This is a genomic window from Natrinema salsiterrestre (assembly GCF_029502005.1).
In the GTDB taxonomy this organism is placed as follows: Archaea; Halobacteriota; Halobacteria; order Halobacteriales; family Natrialbaceae; genus Natrinema; species Natrinema salsiterrestre.
Genome location: NZ_JAMQOT010000004.1, coordinates 180,948 through 195,803 on the forward strand (window position 1 = coordinate 180,948; position 14,856 = coordinate 195,803).

15 protein-coding genes are annotated in these 14,856 nt (G+C 64.4%); 9 read left to right on the forward strand and 6 right to left on the reverse strand.

What is annotated here, in order from left to right; genetic code table 11:
- Nucleotides 1–15 precede the first annotated feature (15 nt).
- Together NDI89_RS12800 and NDI89_RS12805 are read left to right on the forward strand one after the other, a co-directional pair.
- Complete coding sequence (locus NDI89_RS12800) at nt 16–867, forward strand: eIF2B alpha/beta/delta subunit family protein (RefSeq protein WP_277521997.1); 852 nt, start codon at nt 16–18, stop codon at nt 865–867.
- Between the two features lie 112 nt (nt 868–979).
- Entirely contained in the window at nt 980–2,272 is a 1,293-nt protein-coding gene (locus NDI89_RS12805) for a TIGR00341 family protein (RefSeq protein ID WP_277521998.1), read from the forward strand.
- Nucleotides 2,273–2,357: 85 nt separating this feature from the next.
- Here the strand turns inward: NDI89_RS12805 and NDI89_RS12810 are convergent, their stop codons facing one another.
- A complete protein-coding gene (locus tag NDI89_RS12810; protein WP_277521999.1) occupies nt 2,358–3,053 on the reverse strand; it encodes a ThuA domain-containing protein in 696 nt (231 codons plus the stop codon).
- Between the two features lie 278 nt (nt 3,054–3,331).
- Here NDI89_RS12810 and NDI89_RS12815 point away from each other — a divergent pair, with 278 nt between their 5' ends.
- Nucleotides 3,332–4,456 carry a Gfo/Idh/MocA family protein gene (locus tag NDI89_RS12815; protein WP_277522000.1) on the forward strand — a complete coding sequence of 375 codons (1,125 nt, stop codon included), beginning with the start codon at nt 3,332–3,334 and terminating at the stop codon, nt 4,454–4,456.
- Between the two features lie 196 nt (nt 4,457–4,652).
- Here the strand turns inward: NDI89_RS12815 and psmB are convergent, their stop codons facing one another.
- Together psmB and NDI89_RS12825 are read right to left on the reverse strand one after the other, a co-directional pair.
- Nucleotides 4,653–5,384, reverse strand: a complete 732-nt coding sequence (gene psmB, locus NDI89_RS12820) for an archaeal proteasome endopeptidase complex subunit beta (protein ID WP_277522001.1) — start codon at nt 5,382–5,384, stop codon at nt 4,653–4,655.
- Between the two features lie 249 nt (nt 5,385–5,633).
- A complete protein-coding gene (locus NDI89_RS12825; protein WP_277522002.1) occupies nt 5,634–5,804 on the reverse strand; it encodes a hypothetical protein in 171 nt (56 codons plus the stop codon).
- 332 nt (nt 5,805–6,136) lie between these two features.
- On the opposite strand from NDI89_RS12825, the gene NDI89_RS12830 reads away from it, so the two are divergent.
- The 3 genes from NDI89_RS12830 to NDI89_RS12840 all read left to right on the forward strand — a co-directional run bounded on the left by NDI89_RS12830 (nt 6,137) and on the right by NDI89_RS12840 (nt 8,588).
- Nucleotides 6,137–6,493, forward strand: coding sequence for a DUF555 domain-containing protein (locus NDI89_RS12830; RefSeq protein WP_277522278.1), 357 nt, complete (start codon nt 6,137–6,139; stop codon nt 6,491–6,493).
- A 239-nt stretch (nt 6,494–6,732) separates the two neighbouring features.
- Nucleotides 6,733–7,272 (forward strand): CBS domain-containing protein, encoded by a 540-nt coding sequence (locus NDI89_RS12835; protein ID WP_277522003.1) that lies wholly within the window; start codon nt 6,733–6,735, stop codon nt 7,270–7,272.
- Nucleotides 7,273–7,370: 98 nt separating this feature from the next.
- Nucleotides 7,371–8,588 (forward strand): MFS transporter, encoded by a 1,218-nt coding sequence (locus NDI89_RS12840; protein ID WP_277522004.1) that lies wholly within the window; start codon nt 7,371–7,373, stop codon nt 8,586–8,588.
- Between the two features lie 41 nt (nt 8,589–8,629).
- Here the strand turns inward: NDI89_RS12840 and NDI89_RS12845 are convergent, their stop codons facing one another.
- Nucleotides 8,630–9,043 (reverse strand): helix-turn-helix transcriptional regulator, encoded by a 414-nt coding sequence (locus NDI89_RS12845; RefSeq protein WP_277522005.1) that lies wholly within the window; start codon nt 9,041–9,043, stop codon nt 8,630–8,632.
- A 140-nt stretch (nt 9,044–9,183) separates the two neighbouring features.
- On the opposite strand from NDI89_RS12845, the gene NDI89_RS12850 reads away from it, so the two are divergent.
- Together NDI89_RS12850 and NDI89_RS12855 are read left to right on the forward strand one after the other, a co-directional pair.
- On the forward strand, nt 9,184–9,732 hold the full coding sequence (locus NDI89_RS12850; RefSeq protein ID WP_277522006.1) for a DUF8170 family protein: 549 nt from the start codon (nt 9,184–9,186) through the stop codon (nt 9,730–9,732).
- A gap of 265 nt (nt 9,733–9,997) precedes the next feature.
- Nucleotides 9,998–10,546 (forward strand): twin-arginine translocation signal domain-containing protein, encoded by a 549-nt coding sequence (locus NDI89_RS12855; RefSeq protein WP_277522007.1) that lies wholly within the window; start codon nt 9,998–10,000, stop codon nt 10,544–10,546.
- A 244-nt stretch (nt 10,547–10,790) separates the two neighbouring features.
- On the opposite strand, the gene NDI89_RS12860 is transcribed toward NDI89_RS12855, so the two are convergent.
- On the reverse strand, nt 10,791–11,765 hold the full coding sequence (locus NDI89_RS12860) for an aldo/keto reductase (protein WP_277522008.1): 975 nt from the start codon (nt 11,763–11,765) through the stop codon (nt 10,791–10,793).
- 730 nt (nt 11,766–12,495) lie between these two features.
- On the opposite strand from NDI89_RS12860, the gene NDI89_RS12865 reads away from it, so the two are divergent.
- Complete coding sequence (locus tag NDI89_RS12865; protein ID WP_277522009.1) at nt 12,496–12,711, forward strand: hypothetical protein; 216 nt, start codon at nt 12,496–12,498, stop codon at nt 12,709–12,711.
- Nucleotides 12,712–12,916: 205 nt separating this feature from the next.
- Here the strand turns inward: NDI89_RS12865 and NDI89_RS12870 are convergent, their stop codons facing one another.
- Nucleotides 12,917–14,788: a formate/nitrite transporter family protein gene (locus NDI89_RS12870; RefSeq protein WP_277522010.1), complete on the reverse strand. Its 1,872-nt coding sequence runs from the start codon at nt 14,786–14,788 to the stop codon at nt 12,917–12,919.
- Nucleotides 14,789–14,856 lie beyond the last annotated feature (68 nt).

Below are 14,856 nucleotides of genomic sequence, written 5' to 3' on the forward strand. Positions count from 1 at the left end.
GAAAACCATCCGGGTATGATCGACGAGACGGCCGAGGAAATCCGCGAGATGCAGACGCACAGCTCCTCGGTGGTTGCCGTACGCGCCGCCCGGGCCCTCGAGGAGCTGACCGAGCGGGAGTTCGCCACCGTCGAGGAGTACATCCGCGGGCTCGAGCGCAACGGCTCCGTGTTGCGGCGGGCGAACCCCTCCCACGCGTCGCTCCAGAACGCCGTTCGGGAGATCGTCGACGACGTGATCGACGCCGACCCCGACAGCGTCGAGGAGGCGCGACGACTCACCAGCGAGACGATCGACGCGGTCGTTTCGCGGATCGAGTCCGGCAAGCGACTGGCCGCCGAAAACGCCGCGGCGTTCCTCGCGGACGGCGCGACGATCCTGACCCACGACTATTCTTCGACGGTGATCGAGGCCCTCGAGCAGGCCACCGAGGCCGGCAAGACGTTCGACGTCTACGTCACCGAGGCCCGGCCGCGGTACATCGGTCGCAAGACCGCCCGGACGCTCGCGGATCTCGAGGGCGTCGACCCGACGTTACTCACCGACAGCGCACACGGGATCTATCTCGAGGAGTGCGACCGCGTGGTCGTCGGCATGGACTGTATCGTCGACGGGACGCTGTACAACCGCGTGGGCACGTTTCCGATCGCGTCGACGGCCGCACAGCTGGACGTGCCGGTCACCGTACTGGGCTCGGCCTCGAAGATCGTCAGCGAGGGGTTCGTCTTCGAGAACGAGTACCGGCCGGGCAGCGAGGTGATGCCCGAACCTGCCGACGGGTTCGACGTCGAGAATCCCGCGTACGACGCGACGCCGGTCGACCTGCTCGAGAGCGTTATTACGGACGAGGGTCGCCAGGAGTTCTGAGCGGGACCGGTTCCGGTCTCCGTCTCGGACGGGAGCGATCGAATCTCCCCGTGAGTCTGATAGTCGGTATCGTGTGACAATAGACTATGCCGATCACCGGTGTAGTGGGCGTATGCGTCTCGTACAGGTATTCGTGCCCCGTGGCGAGCTGGACCTCGTACTCGAGACGGCGGATGCTGCCGGCGTCGACTACACAGTCTCGCGGGACACGGATCGCGGGGAGTTCGAAGCGCTGGTTTCGGTCCCCGTTCCGCCGTCGGCCGTCGAACCGCTGTTGTCCGACCTCCGAGACGCGGGCCTCGACGACCGCTCGTACACGGTTGTGACCGAGGCTGAAACGATCGTCTCGAGTCGAACCGATGCTCTGACGGGACGGTTTTCGGGTACCAGGATTTCCCGGGAGGAACTCCAGTCTCGAGCGGCCGATCTCGCACCGGCGGCGTCGACCTACTTCAGCCTGCTCGTCGTGAGTACGGCGATCGCGACGGCCGGCCTGTTGCTCGATTCCGCAGCGACGATCATCGGTGCGATGGTCGTTGCGCCGTTGATGGGACCCGCGCTCGCTGCGAGCGTCGGCGTCGTCGTTAACGATGATGGACTCGCGACACGCGGTATCGTGCTTCAGGGAACCGGACTCGCGGTCGCAGTCGCGACAGCCGCAGTAATCGGCTGGCTACTCAGAGGAACGGTGTTGCTTCCACCGGGGTTCGATATCACGACGGTACCCCAGATCGAGGAACGCATCACGCCGGACGTGCTCGCGCTGTTCCTCGCGCTGGGATCCGGTGTGGCTGCCGTCGTCAGCCTCACTCGCAACGTCGGCTCGGTTCTCGTCGGCGTGGCGATCGCCGTCGCGCTCGTTCCGCCCGCCGCCACGGCCGGACTCGGTATCGCCTGGGGGAATTCGGAGGTCGTCCTCACAGCCGGCACGCTCGTGCTCGTCAATATACTCTCGATCAACCTCACGGCGTTGCTCCTGTTGTGGGCGTCCGGGTACAGGCCACACCGGTCCGCTGACATCGGGCGCGTCTACGATCGACTTCGCTCCCGGGTGATCGTGCTCTTCGTAGCGATCGCCGTCCTCTCCGTCGTTCTCGGTGGCGTCACCTACGGCACGTATCAGACTGCAGCGGTCGAACACGACGTTCGGACCGAACTCGAAGCGATGAGCGAGGACCCGCCGGCCGACGGTCCCGATCTACAGTTCCAGGAGGTTGCCGTCGACTACGAACTCGTCGACGTCTACGCCGACGAAACCCCCGTCGTGACCGTCCTCGTCGAACGACCGCCGGGTGAGCGATTGCCGGCCGATTTCGCGGATACGGTTCGGGAACGGCTGGAAGCGGCTGCGAACGTCGATCTCGAGGTCGTCGTCGAGCTCGTCGCGACCCGGCGAAGCGGATGACCCGGGCGTGACCCCTAGTGCCACTGAAACGATTCACACACTAATCGAAACGTCGTTCGATCGGCTGTACACTGACTTTCAGTGGCTACTCCCGCTGGCCGAACGTCCGCGGCGAGCCTTCGGTCGGGGCAGCCCACTCGACGGCGTTGCGAAGCACCCGCCGAATCGCCTCGTTCTCGTAGATGGGATACGTCTCGTGACCCGGCCGGAAGTAGAAGATGCGGCCGTTTCCGCGCCGGTAACAACAGCCGCTGCGGAACACCTCGCCGCCCTCGAACCAGCTGACGAACACCTGTCGGTCCGGTTCCGGAACGTCGAACGGCTCGCCGTACATCTCCGTTTTCGGGAGTTCGATCGACTCCGCGAGCCCGTCGGCGATCGGATGGCCGGGGTCGACGACCCAGAGCCGCTCGGTGCCGCCGTCTTCGCGGTACTGCAGGCTGCAGGACGTTCCCATGAGCCGCTTGAACGGCTTCGAGTAGTGGGCCGAGTGGAGGGGGAGCAGTCCCATACCCTCGAGCACGCGCTCCTGTACCCGATCGACGACGGCGTCGCTCACCTCGTCGTGGGCCTCGTGGCCCCACCACAGCAACACGTCGGTCGACTCGAGGACCTCGTCCGTGAGGCCGTGCTCGGGCTCGTCGAGCGTCGCGGTTCGGACCGTGTGATCGTCCGCGAGCGCGTCGGCGAGCGTCTCGTGGATGCCGTCCGGATAGACGGCCGCGACCTCGTCGTCCTCGCGTTCGTGACGGAACTCGTTCCAGATCGTGACGGTGACCATACCGGTCCGGTCCGCGGCCGGAGCCTTAGCTGGGCCGATTCGCGAGAATACATTCACGAAAAAATACCATATTTATTCACCCGATATGGTACTCGGTTCCGTAATAGTATAGTAACTCGTGAAATATGAAGTGATTGTACAGATTAATCGGTCACAACCCTTATTTCGATCGCCCGACTGCCACTCTCTATGGAACGGGATCGAACACAAATGATGTCGAAATGGCTGGTTTCTCACTCCCTCCACGCTGTTGTGACACCGAGATCGAGGGTTCGGACATGATCGGCGACGGGATCGGCGTCGGTATCGTCGGCTTGGGCGGTATGGGCAATCTCCACGCGCGAAGCGTGACGGAACTCGGCGCGAACGTCGTCGCAGGCGCTGACCTCGTTCCGGAACAACGCGACCGATTCGCCGAGGAGTACGGCGCGCGGACGTACGAGACCCACGACGAACTCGTCGCCGACGACGCGGTCGACGCCGTCATCGTGACGACGCCCAACCGGTTCCACGAACCGATCGCCGTCGCGGCTCTCGAGCGAGACCTGGACGTTCTCGTCGAGAAGCCGCTCGCGCACACGCTGGAAAGCGCCGAGCGGATCGCGGAAGCCGCGGCCCGATCGGCGGGGATCTGTATGGTCGGGTTCCACAACCGACACGCCGCGTCGATGGCCATGTTCGACGAGCAACACGCGCGCGGCCGTTTCGGTGACCTCACCCACGTCGAAGCCAACTACGTCCGTCGGCGCGGCGTTCCCGGCCCCGGCTCGTGGTTCACCGACTCCGAACTCGCCGGCGGCGGCTCCCTGCTCGATATCGGCGTTCACGCGCTCGACCTCGCGCTCTACGCGCTCGACTTCCCCGAGATCGTCGAAGTGAGCGGCGTCTCGCGCACAACCTTCGGTACCAGCGAAGAGTACGCCGATCCCGACGGGTTCGGCGACAACTGGGACGCCGAGGCGGAGACCTACGACGTCGACGACTCCGTCAGCGCCTTCATCCGCTGTGCCGACGGCCAGACTATCTCGCTCGAGGCCGCGTGGGCGACCAACCGCGAGGAGAGCATGGACTTCCGCGTGCGCGGCACCGATGCGGGCGCCCAGTTCGACATCGGCGACACCGACCTGCGGATCCTCGAGGCCGGCACGGCCGGCTGCGATCACTACGCCAACGTCGACATGACCGGCGACGCCGCGGTGACCGGCTATACCGAACAGGACGAACGGTTCCTCGAGGCGATCGCGACGACCGGCGCTCCGGAGACGAACACGGTCGAGGAAGCGCTGACGGTCCAGCGCGTCATCGACGCGATCTATCGCTCGAGCGAGTCCGGCCGGGCGACGACGCTCGCTGACTCCCGTATCAGCGAGGCGCAACTCGAGCAGGCGGCTCGGCTCGACTGACCGACTCGATACTTTTGCGTTCGGTTCTCGTCTGTGACGGATCGGGAGCCGGTGAAACACCGGTCGCGCCGCTTGTGTCGATGTCTCGCGACGGACGGGCGAGGAACTCCGAGACGGAGCCGAAAGCCACACCGGTGCGACCGCTGTCCGGACCCGAGAGAGCCGCAAAAACCGCTCGTTTCGCTCGCTTCCCGATCTAGAGCACGTCGTCGAAGTCGTGATGGCCGTGGATGTCGACGCCCTCGCCGGTGATCTCCGCGAGGAAGACGCCGTTCCCGGAGCCGGTGTCGCGCTCGACGGCGGACTTGATGCCGCGGGCCGCGACGGTCTTCGCCTCCTCGTTGGACATGTCCGGTTCGTAGGCCTGCTCGAGATGACCGTAGGCGAGTTGCATCCCGCTGCCGGTGACGGTGTAGTCGTCGCCCATGACGCCGCCGGCGGGATCGATGCTGTAGACGTGGCTGCCCTGATCGTCGACGCCGCCGAGGATCGGGTGGATGGCGAAGAACGGGCCGCCGCGGGCGAAGTTGCCCGCGAGCGTCGCCAGCGCCTCGATGCTCATGTTCTCCCCGCGGCGGGCCTCGTAGAGGTTGACTTCGGCGCGAAGCGTCGAGATGAACGACTGGGCACCGCCGACGCTGCCGACGAGCGTGAGCGCGCCGGTGGGGTGGATCTGCTCGACCTTCTGGACGTTCTTGTTCGAGACGAATCGGCCGCCGAGGCTGGCGCGCATGTCCGTCGCGATGATGACGCCGTCGGCGGTGGAGATACCGATCGTCGTCGTCCCGGTCTTGTTGACGTTGTCGAGGTCTGCCTGGCTCATATCGTTTTCCGGCATCGATCCGACCGCCGGTTCGTAGGGGTTCGGATCGTCGGCCAACTTATCGACCGTCCGAGAGAAGTCCGAGTCGTGTGTGGGCGTATGCATTGATCGAAGCATACGACCGGGACGGTATAAAACACCGGCGGTCACCGCTCTGGTTTCCGCTTCCGCGCGCTCGGAATCGAGATGGCTCGAGCGGCGCGCTATCGGTACTCGAGCGGTGGGCAGTTCGACACGCTTCGGGTCGGTTCAGCGGCGCACCGGTCCAGCGGTGCGGTCCGCGATCGATCGGGTCGGCGGCCGAGGGGCTCGCCGGTCGATGGGCGGCAAAACCAGACGGCGTCTACCGCTCGATCAGTGCTGTGCGGACTCGTAGGCCGCTTCGACGTTGGCGAGGACGCGGTGGACCGGAATGGTGAATCCGGCTTGCCGGGCGGCGATGGCGAGTGGCATCGCGGCGATGCCGAGCATAATGCACAGCTGGTACAGTGCGAACAGGGTCGCGTGGTACGCGCGGGATATCATCGACGTTCACCGATGCCCAGACGGAGGGTATATATAAACTTTCCCCCAGATATCTCATTCATAATGGTCGTTCGTGCCCGACCGGGTCGCCGCCCGCATGCGGTTCAATTTCACTTTCCGTGCGAACAACTCGAGGCGCACTCGAGCCGATCCATGGCTATGGCTGAGGGAATCGATGGGGTGATTTCTCGTAAGTTATGGGAATCATCCGGTTCGCGTACGCACCTCGCGAGCGCCAGTGCGCCGCGAGTGAGCGTGTGACGTGGTGGCTCGACGGGGCGACGCCACCGACGAACCGCAAAGCAGGAAACCCCCCGGACCGTCGGAACGGTATGGGCAACTATCTCGTCGCGATGGAAGCGGCATGGCTCGTTCGTGACGTCGATGCGATCGACGACGCGATCGGCGTCGCCGTCAGCGAAGCCGGGAAGCGACTCAACAGCGAAGACATGGACTACGTCGAGGTCGAGGTCGGCGCGACGGGCTGTCCGGCCTGTGGCGAACCGTTCGACTCCGCCTTCATCGCGGCCGACACCGCGCTCGTCGGCCTCGCACTCGAGATGGAGGTCTTCAACGCCGACGGCGAGGAGCACGCCTCCCGAATCGCAAAGAGCGAGGTCGGCGGCGCGCTGCGCGACGTGCCGCTGTCGGTCGTCGACATCATCGAGACCGAACCGGAAGACGAGTAAGGCCACACCGTCGCGTACCCGGTTCGTCTTCTGACGCCGCGCCGTACCCTGAACCCGACCGAGATCGGTAGTCGTTTCTCGAGCGATCGGTTCGTACAGGTGCGCGATCCGTGACGATCGGGCGGTGCTCGGCTTCTCCTCCTTTCGGAAGCGAGTGCGGTCTCGATCCGTCGTCCGATCTGTCACGCGAGTTAGATCCAACCCAAAGTACTTTCTATAACCCGTAGTTATGGATGCGTATGGAACTCCCGACGCCCGCGGATCTCCGTCAGCGCCGTACCGAACTCGGGCTCACGCAGAGCGAACTGGCCGACACGGCCGACGTCTCCCAGCCGCTGATCGCCCGCATCGAAGGCGGCGACGTCGACCCGCGCCTGTCGACGCTCCGGCGGATCGTCAACGCCCTCGAGAAGGCCGAGAGCGACGTCATCCGCGCCGACGATCTGATGAACGAGGCCGTTGTCAGCGTCGCCCCCGACGATCCCGTCAGTCAGGCGGCCCAGAAGATGGAGGAAGAAGCCTACTCGCAGCTGGCAGTCATTCAGGACGGGATTCCCGTGGGATCGATCAGTCAGGGCGACCTCGTCCACCTCGACTCCGAGGACCGAGACGAACCCGTCGAAGAACACATGAGCGAGAGCTTCCCGACCGTCTCGAAAGACGCCACTCTGGACGAGATCAGCAACCTCCTCGAGCACTACAAGGCCGTGATGATCACCGAAGCCGGCGAGACCGTCGGCATCATTACCGAAGCCGATATCGCCGCGCGCCTGTCCTGATCGGATCGGGGCCGGCCGTTCCATCGCGATGGGACGGCCGATTGTGACGGATTCGATCGGCCGCGGGCTTTATTTGACGATGGCCGCATCTCGGAGCAATGGCAGCAGTTGCTGGGACCAAGTGGCGCGCGCTCGTCCTGGTGGGGGTCGCGGAACTGTTCGCGATGACGCTGTGGTTCAGCGGGACGGCGGTCGGACCGGAGCTGGCCGGAATGTGGGACCTCACGCCCGCCGAGACGGCCTGGTTGACCAACGCCGTCCAACTCGGGTTCGTCGTGGGCGCGCTCGTTTCGGCCTCGTTGACCGTCGCTGACGTCGTCCGACCGCGGTCCCTCTTCGCCGGGTGCGCGTTCGCCGGCGCGGCGTCGACGGCCCTCATCGCGGGTGCCGTCGACAGCGGCGTCCCGGCTATCGTCCTTCGATTTCTTACTGGCGTCGCGCTGGCGGGAGTCTATCCGACCGGCATGAAGATGATGGCCTCGTGGTTCGTCCGGGGCCGCGGCCTCGCCATCGGCGTCCTCGTCGGCGCGCTCACCGTCGGCTCGGCGTCGCCACACCTCCTCCGGGCCGCCGGCGGAATCGGACAGCCTCGACTCGTGTTGTACGGGACGGCGGCCATCGCAACGGTGGGCGGGCTCCTCGCGCTGGCGTACGAGGACGGCCCGCATCAGCCGGAAACGGCGCCTTTCGACCCGGGCGCGATCCGTCGCATCGTCTCCGACCGCGGCGTCGTCCTCGCGAACACCGGCTACTTCGGCCACATGTGGGAATTGTACGCGGTCTGGACGTGGATCCCGGTCTACCTCCTGGCCAGCTTCGAGACCAGCGGGACGGCGAACCCCGAACAGCGCGCGGCGCTGCTCGCGTTCGGGACGATCGCCGTCGGCGGAATCGGCGCGTGGCTCGCCGGATCCGCCGCCGACCGCGTCGGTCGATCGCTCGTCACCAGCGCGTCGATGATCGTCTCCGGAGCCGCGTGCCTCCTCGCGGGAGTGGTCTACGGCTCCAGTCTCGCCGTGGTAGCCCCCTTCGTGCTCGTCTGGGGCTTCGTCATCGTCGCGGACTCCGCACAGTTCTCGACGGCGGTCTCCGAACTCGCGGACGACAGCTACGTCGGCTCCGCGCTGACGCTCCAGACGGCCGTCGGCTTCCTCATCACTATCGGGTCGATCCAGCTCGTCCCCATCGTCCAGCGCGCCGTCGGCTGGCAGTGGGCGTTCGCCCCGCTCGCGATCGGGCCGCTGATCGGGACGATCGCCATGCTCAGGCTTCGAACGCTGCCGGAATCGGAGAAGTTGGCCGGCGGAAGGGGATAGCGTTGGTTCCGGGCGACCTCGATCGATCGGTACGCGAACCGCTACTCGAGGTCGGGACGCGGCGCGTTCTCGTATTTGACCATCTTCTCGGGCTTATCGGAAATCGTCTCGTAGATCCGCTGGAGGGTCTCCTCGGCCGCGAGCAGGTTGTGGTTCTCGAGGAACTCGCGTCCCTCGTCGGTCAATCGGTAAAATTTCCAGGGGTAGCCCTGCTGTCGTCGATCGTCAGGTAGCGAGACCGACTCGACGATCCCGGCGTCGATCAGCTTCTGGACGTGCTTGTAGACCGTCGCGTCGCTCACGCTGGGATTGAGCTGCTCGAGTTCGTACATCGACGGCAGCCCGTCGGGGTGTTGGAGAATATTGGAAAGCAGTGCGAATCGCGTTTCCTGGGTCACGAACCGGACGAGTGCCCGCGTGTTCGCCCCCTCGGGAGTCCCCACGTCAGTGCTCATACGGCCCGCTACGGAGCGTGGCACCAAGTAGTTTATCCTCGAGTAAATTACTCTGGGGTGACCTGCCGGCAGCGTCGGACGCTATCGGAAACGGAAATCACACGGCAACTACTATCCCCAATTCGCGATAATCGCCGGGTATGACAGACGACGATCCACCGGTCCCCGAGGCAGTCCTCACGAGCGCATCGGAGCGACTCGAGGCCGAGGAGCTCTCGCTCACCGATAACGAGGAGATCCTCCACGCGTTGAGCGAGTTACGGCCGGTGTACGAAAGCGACCGGTCGTACTTCGTGCTCGGGAACTACGATCGGGAACCGATCCGCCGACTGAACCTCGTCGTCGATCGGCTGAACCGCCGATCGGACGCCTACGCCTTCCGAATGGTCGACCTCCGCGGCGAGTGGGAGAACGGTATCCAGAAGTTCTGTCTGGTCGCGGACCTCGTCACCCACGTCGTCGGGGTCGCCGAGCGCGAGCCCAGCGGGTTTCTCGTCGAGCAGGGGCTGCTCGCGGGCACCGAGGAGTACTTCGAGAAGACGCACGTGCTCAAGCGAACGTATCCGGACGAGGATCGACCCTATAACTGGATGCAGGACGGCGTCTTCGACCTGCTCGAGAAGAACGGGCGGCTGTATCGGTGGGAAACCGAATCGGAACTCATCGAGGCCGTCGAGGGGCTCTCGTAGTGGCCGACTCGAGCGTTTATATCAGCGTTTCGAACTGTTGAACGCACGTACCTGCGACGTTTCGGTCCGGTGTCGACGCACGTCGCTGAACGCGCGATCAGATATCTGTGATGGTCCTAAAACCGAATTACTGGACACAGCCCAATACTTCGTGGTCACAACGCGAGGCTGTCCGAGCCGAAACCGTATCTATGGTCGAGTGCTCGGTGAAACTATCTCTGTCCTTATTGGACGACTGAGGCGCTAGTCGCGAGTGGAGGCTACTATGGATCAGGAGTCATTCCCGACTACGGATAGCGAGGAGTCGACGCGACGAAAGTTCATGAAACAGAGTGCTGCAGCGACCGCTGGGATGGCGCTCGTCGGTGCGGGAGCGGGCACCGCGACCGCTCAGGACGACGGTGTCATCGACAGTGTCGACGAATCGTGGGGTGCGCTCATCTTCGCCAACAACTTCCACCCCGAGGCGCGGTTCGCCATCGTCTCCGATGTCGTCGAGTGGACCCCTAACTACGGAGACATACAGGACAGTTGGTTCACGGATTACAACACCTACCACATTCGGTGGCTCAACAGCGGCGAGATCGTTCCGCTGTTCATCTCAGAGGACACCAACCTCGGTCAGTTCAACGAAGATCTCGGCTACATTCCGGAGCCGGAGGAGGGCCAGAACTGGCCGCAGGTGTTCGAGATGAACCAGGAGTGGACGCCGTTCAGTGACAACCAGCGACTCATCACCATCAACGCGAACCCCATCAGCGACGAGGTCGCGCAGTCGATCCTCGACCACGACGACTGGTGGCAATCCGGCTGACACTAGTCGTACGGACAGTCCATCGCGGATAGATCGACACGGAGTGGACGCGAGCTACACGGAGCGATCTTTTTTGAACGAGAGTGCGCTGACGCCGTCCTTAACGCGTCGTTCGCCGGCGTTCCCGCGGCGAGCCAGCAGGGCACGCTTTCGAGGCGACCTGTGTCTCGCCGACGGTTTCGAGAGCACGTCGACTGCGTCGGGGACGCCGCCGACCGCGGCCGGACTGGACGAACAACCGATCTTAGCTGTGACCGGACACCGGCACCGGCTCGTAGGGCTCCTCGAGGTACTCGAGATCCGACTCCGAGAGCTCGATCTCGAGCGCTTCGACGGCCTGCTCTAAGTGCTCGACGCTGGTCGTGCCGACGATCGGGGCGTCGACCCAGTCCTTGTGCAGCAGCCAGGAGAGCGCGATCTGGGCCATCGTCGCGTGCTTGTCGTCGGCCAGATCGGCGACACGGTCGTTGATCTCCCGGCCGCCGCCCTCGCGATAGGGGTGGTCGTACATGTGCTCCTCGGTCTCGCCGCGGGTCGTGGCGTCGATCTCCTCGTTGGGGCGCGTCAGGTAGCCCCGAGCCATGGGCGACCACGGAACGACGCCGATATCCTCCTTCTGACAGAGCGGTAGCATCTCGCGTTCCTCCTCGCGGTAGACGAGGTTGTAGTGGTTCTGCATCGTCTGGAACCGCTCGAGGCCCAGCGAGTCGCTCGTGTGCAGTGCGTCGGCCAACTGGTGGGCCCACATCGAGGAGGCACCGATATACCGAACGTGTCCGCGTCGGACGGCGTCGTCGAGCGCCCGCAGCGTCGTCTCGATCGGCGTCTTGTGATCCCAGCGGTGGGGCTGGTAGAGATCGATCGTGTCCATTCCCAGTCGCTCGCGGCTGGCGGCCAGTTCCTGCTCGATCGCCTTCCGGGAGAGCCCGCCCGAGTTCGGGTCGTCGTCGCGCATCCGGAAGAAGCCCTTCGTCGCGACCACCGACTCCTCGCGGTGGCCCTCGAGGGCCTCGCCCAGGATCCGCTCGGACTCGCCTCGCGAGTACATGTTCGCGGTGTCGAAGAAGTTGATCCCGAGGTCGAGCGCCCGGTCGATGATCTCCTTGCTCTCCTCGTCCTCGAGGACCCACTCGCGCCAGTCGCTCGAGCCGAAGCTCATGCAGCCCAGACAGAGGCGGCTCACCTGCATCCCGGTCGAACCGAGGGTCGTGTACTCCATAGCGACAGTACGGAAACCGGGGAGAAAACAGTACGTGCTGTGGCAATCGATGACAACGCATGTATTTCGGTCCGTCTACGGGTCTCGAACGCACGGGGCGTCTGTTGTGGCAGCGCGGGAGCCCGGTTGTGGCGGATCGACTGTGAACGACGAGGCGGCCGTCAACTGGAGGACATGCCGTGACTTGGACGGTCGTAAAGTGGAACGAAAAACGGAACGTGTCCTGCTATCGTGGCAGCAGGGAATAGCCACGCCCTCCCCAGTCGATTCGCTCACTCCCGTCGCTCACGGTGGTTCGAGACGCCTACGGCGTCTCGTCATCACGAGCGGCGCAAAGCGCCTCTCGAACGACTTCGCCGTTCGCTCATCCCTCGCACGGCATCGACGACCGTCCTCACGTTTCGTTCGGACGGCCGACAGCGCGCGCCACCACACGCCAGTTGATCGACCCGAAACGGAGCCGGTCGGCTTCTCCTGTTTCGTTCAGTTAGCAGTAGATATAAGTAATTTCATGTTAAACTGAAAACTGGAAGCCGGTCTCCAGCGGCACGGGGGCTGCATTGAAATGCCCCGGGTGATAGAGCACCCGAGACGTGGCTTCCCAACCCGATGAAGGATTCGGACGCCATGATTCCGTTCATTCTACCGGGATATAAACGTCCCGCACGACGACAGAACCACACGACTGAACGCGTCTCAACGCTGCTGCGAACCGCGAGCGGTGATCGCGATGTGTAGTGACGATACGGCAGACGATGACGGAGACGGAATCCGATCGGAGTCACCGCTCCTCTCGTGTCCCAGCTGCGGCCAGCCCATTACCGCGCTGACCTCGAGCGGCCCGCACAGCGGCACCGTCGAACCCTGTGGCTGTTCGGTCGCGCCCGGACTGATTCACAAGGAGAGCGTCCACGGAACTGACGGCGAAGGCGACGACGGCGAGTAACTGGGGCTCGGCGCTCGAGCCTCGCTGAGCAGCCGATCGGTCGTATCGGGAGTCGAACCACGAACACACCACCACGGCGTCGACTCACGCTACCGTCGACACCACTACGCGGTCTCCACCATCGACCGACCGGTCGGCTCGGAAACGGGGCTCGAGTCCGATTACGCCCCGGTGAAACGGTGAGTATCTTCCGAAATCGCTCTCGTTACCAGTGACCGAACAGCCGCTGGACGACGGTGCGCTCGCTCGGCCGCTCGGCCAGCAGGACCGAACTGTCGACCTCGTTGACGACGTCCATGTGCAGCGAGTCGCTCATCAGCCGCGAGATGACTCCCTCCTCGGTCGCCCCGATGAGGACGAGCGAGTGGTTCTTCGATTCTCGGCAGATCGCGCGTTCGACGTTGCCGGAATCGTCCACGACGAGGTCGGCGTCCTCGAGGTCGCGCTCGGCGGCCCACTCGGCGAGGAATTCCTCGCCCCGCTCGCGATCGTCGGAGCTGGCGACGACGTGCTGGAGCGTGATTTCGGCTCCGGATTGATCGCGCAGCGTGCGTGCGACCTCGGCGCTCAGATCCGAGTCCGGGCCGCCGGCCGTCGGGAGGAGGACGCGCGAGGTGTCCAGGTCCCGATCCTTGAGAATCAGGAAGTCACAGGGGAGGTTGCTCGTCAGCTCGTTGATTCGGCCTTCGGCGCGACCCTGACCCCACGGTCGGTCGTCGCCCCAGCCCAATACCACGAGATCGGCGTTCTCGCGTTCCGCGGTGTCGAAGACGTCCTCGAACGAACGGTGGGAGACGACCGTCGACGTCTCGAAGTCGACGTCGTAGGACGCCGCCCGCTGGCGCACGCTCTCCATCCGTTGTTCGGATTCGGAAACGATTCGTTCCGTCTGTCCCGCACCGTATCGCATGGACGTGCGACCCGGCATCTGGACGATGTGGACGGCGTGGACCGTCGCGTGCTCGTGACCGCTGGCCATCCTGCAGGCGAGGTCGACGATCGTCGATTCCGTTCGGGGGTTCGAAATCGGAACGAGGATCCGATAGTCACCGTTGTCGCTCGCGTGGGTTTCAGCGGTGTCGATCAACGGAACGTACGATCGGCCCGCGTAGCTGCCGAACAGCCACTCCTTGACCGAGAGCTGGCGGTCGGCTCCCTCGAAGCGGGCCGACTCGAGGCGGTGCTCGCTGGTCTGGAAGTAGTTGACGACCGTGACGAGGACGATACCGCCGATGGTGTTGCCCAGCAAGACCGGCAGGACGAAGCCGGTCAACCCGACAAACAGGTCGAGATTCCCCGCCAAAACCATATAGAGCATCTCCGTGAAGGAAACGACGACGTGAAACAGGTTTCCGAGCGGAATGGCGAGGAACGCGAGGTAGACGACGACGAGTCGCGAGATCGTGTCCCGCGATGCGTAGACGATCCAGACGACGCCGGCGACGATCAACCCAGCGAACGCGGCCTTGGAGAACAGTGTCCACCACGGGGTGTTGACGCCTTTCTCGGCGAGATCCATCGCAGCAGCCGCCGAGTCGGCGTCGAACACGTTACCGTACGAGAGCGCGATCGCACCGAGCGCACCGCCCGCGAAGTTGCCCGCGAGAACGATCGTCCAGTGGCGAAGCAGTGCGGGGATGCTGGCCAGTCGCTCAAGCGTCAACGCGACCGGCGGCAGCGTGTTTTCGGTATAGAGCTGGTAGCCGCCGATAATGATGTAGATGAATCCCAGCGGATACAACAGCTTGCTCAGAATCGGATGTCCGTCAGTCGTCGCCGTCAGCGTGGCGTACAATAAGAACGTAATCGTGATCGCGAAGCCGGCGGCGAGGCCGCTGAAGAACAGTTCGCGCCCGCCCGAGGTGACCTCTTCGTCGGCCGCGGCGACGATCCGCTGAAAGATCTCGTCGGAGGAGAAGCGATCGCGGACGACTGCGCCGACGGCCGGCGCGCCGCTTCTGGACCGCTCGACGGCTTCTCGGACCTGTTCCTGTTCCGGCCGCTGTTCGGCCTGCCGGTTCACGTTGGGCGGGTCCCGGTCCGCCCGCTCTTGATCCGGTCCGTTGGGATTGCTCATTAACAGGTACGCGTTGGTAGAGGAACTAATGGTTTAGCATCTCGCACCGCAACGAACGGAGCGTTCTG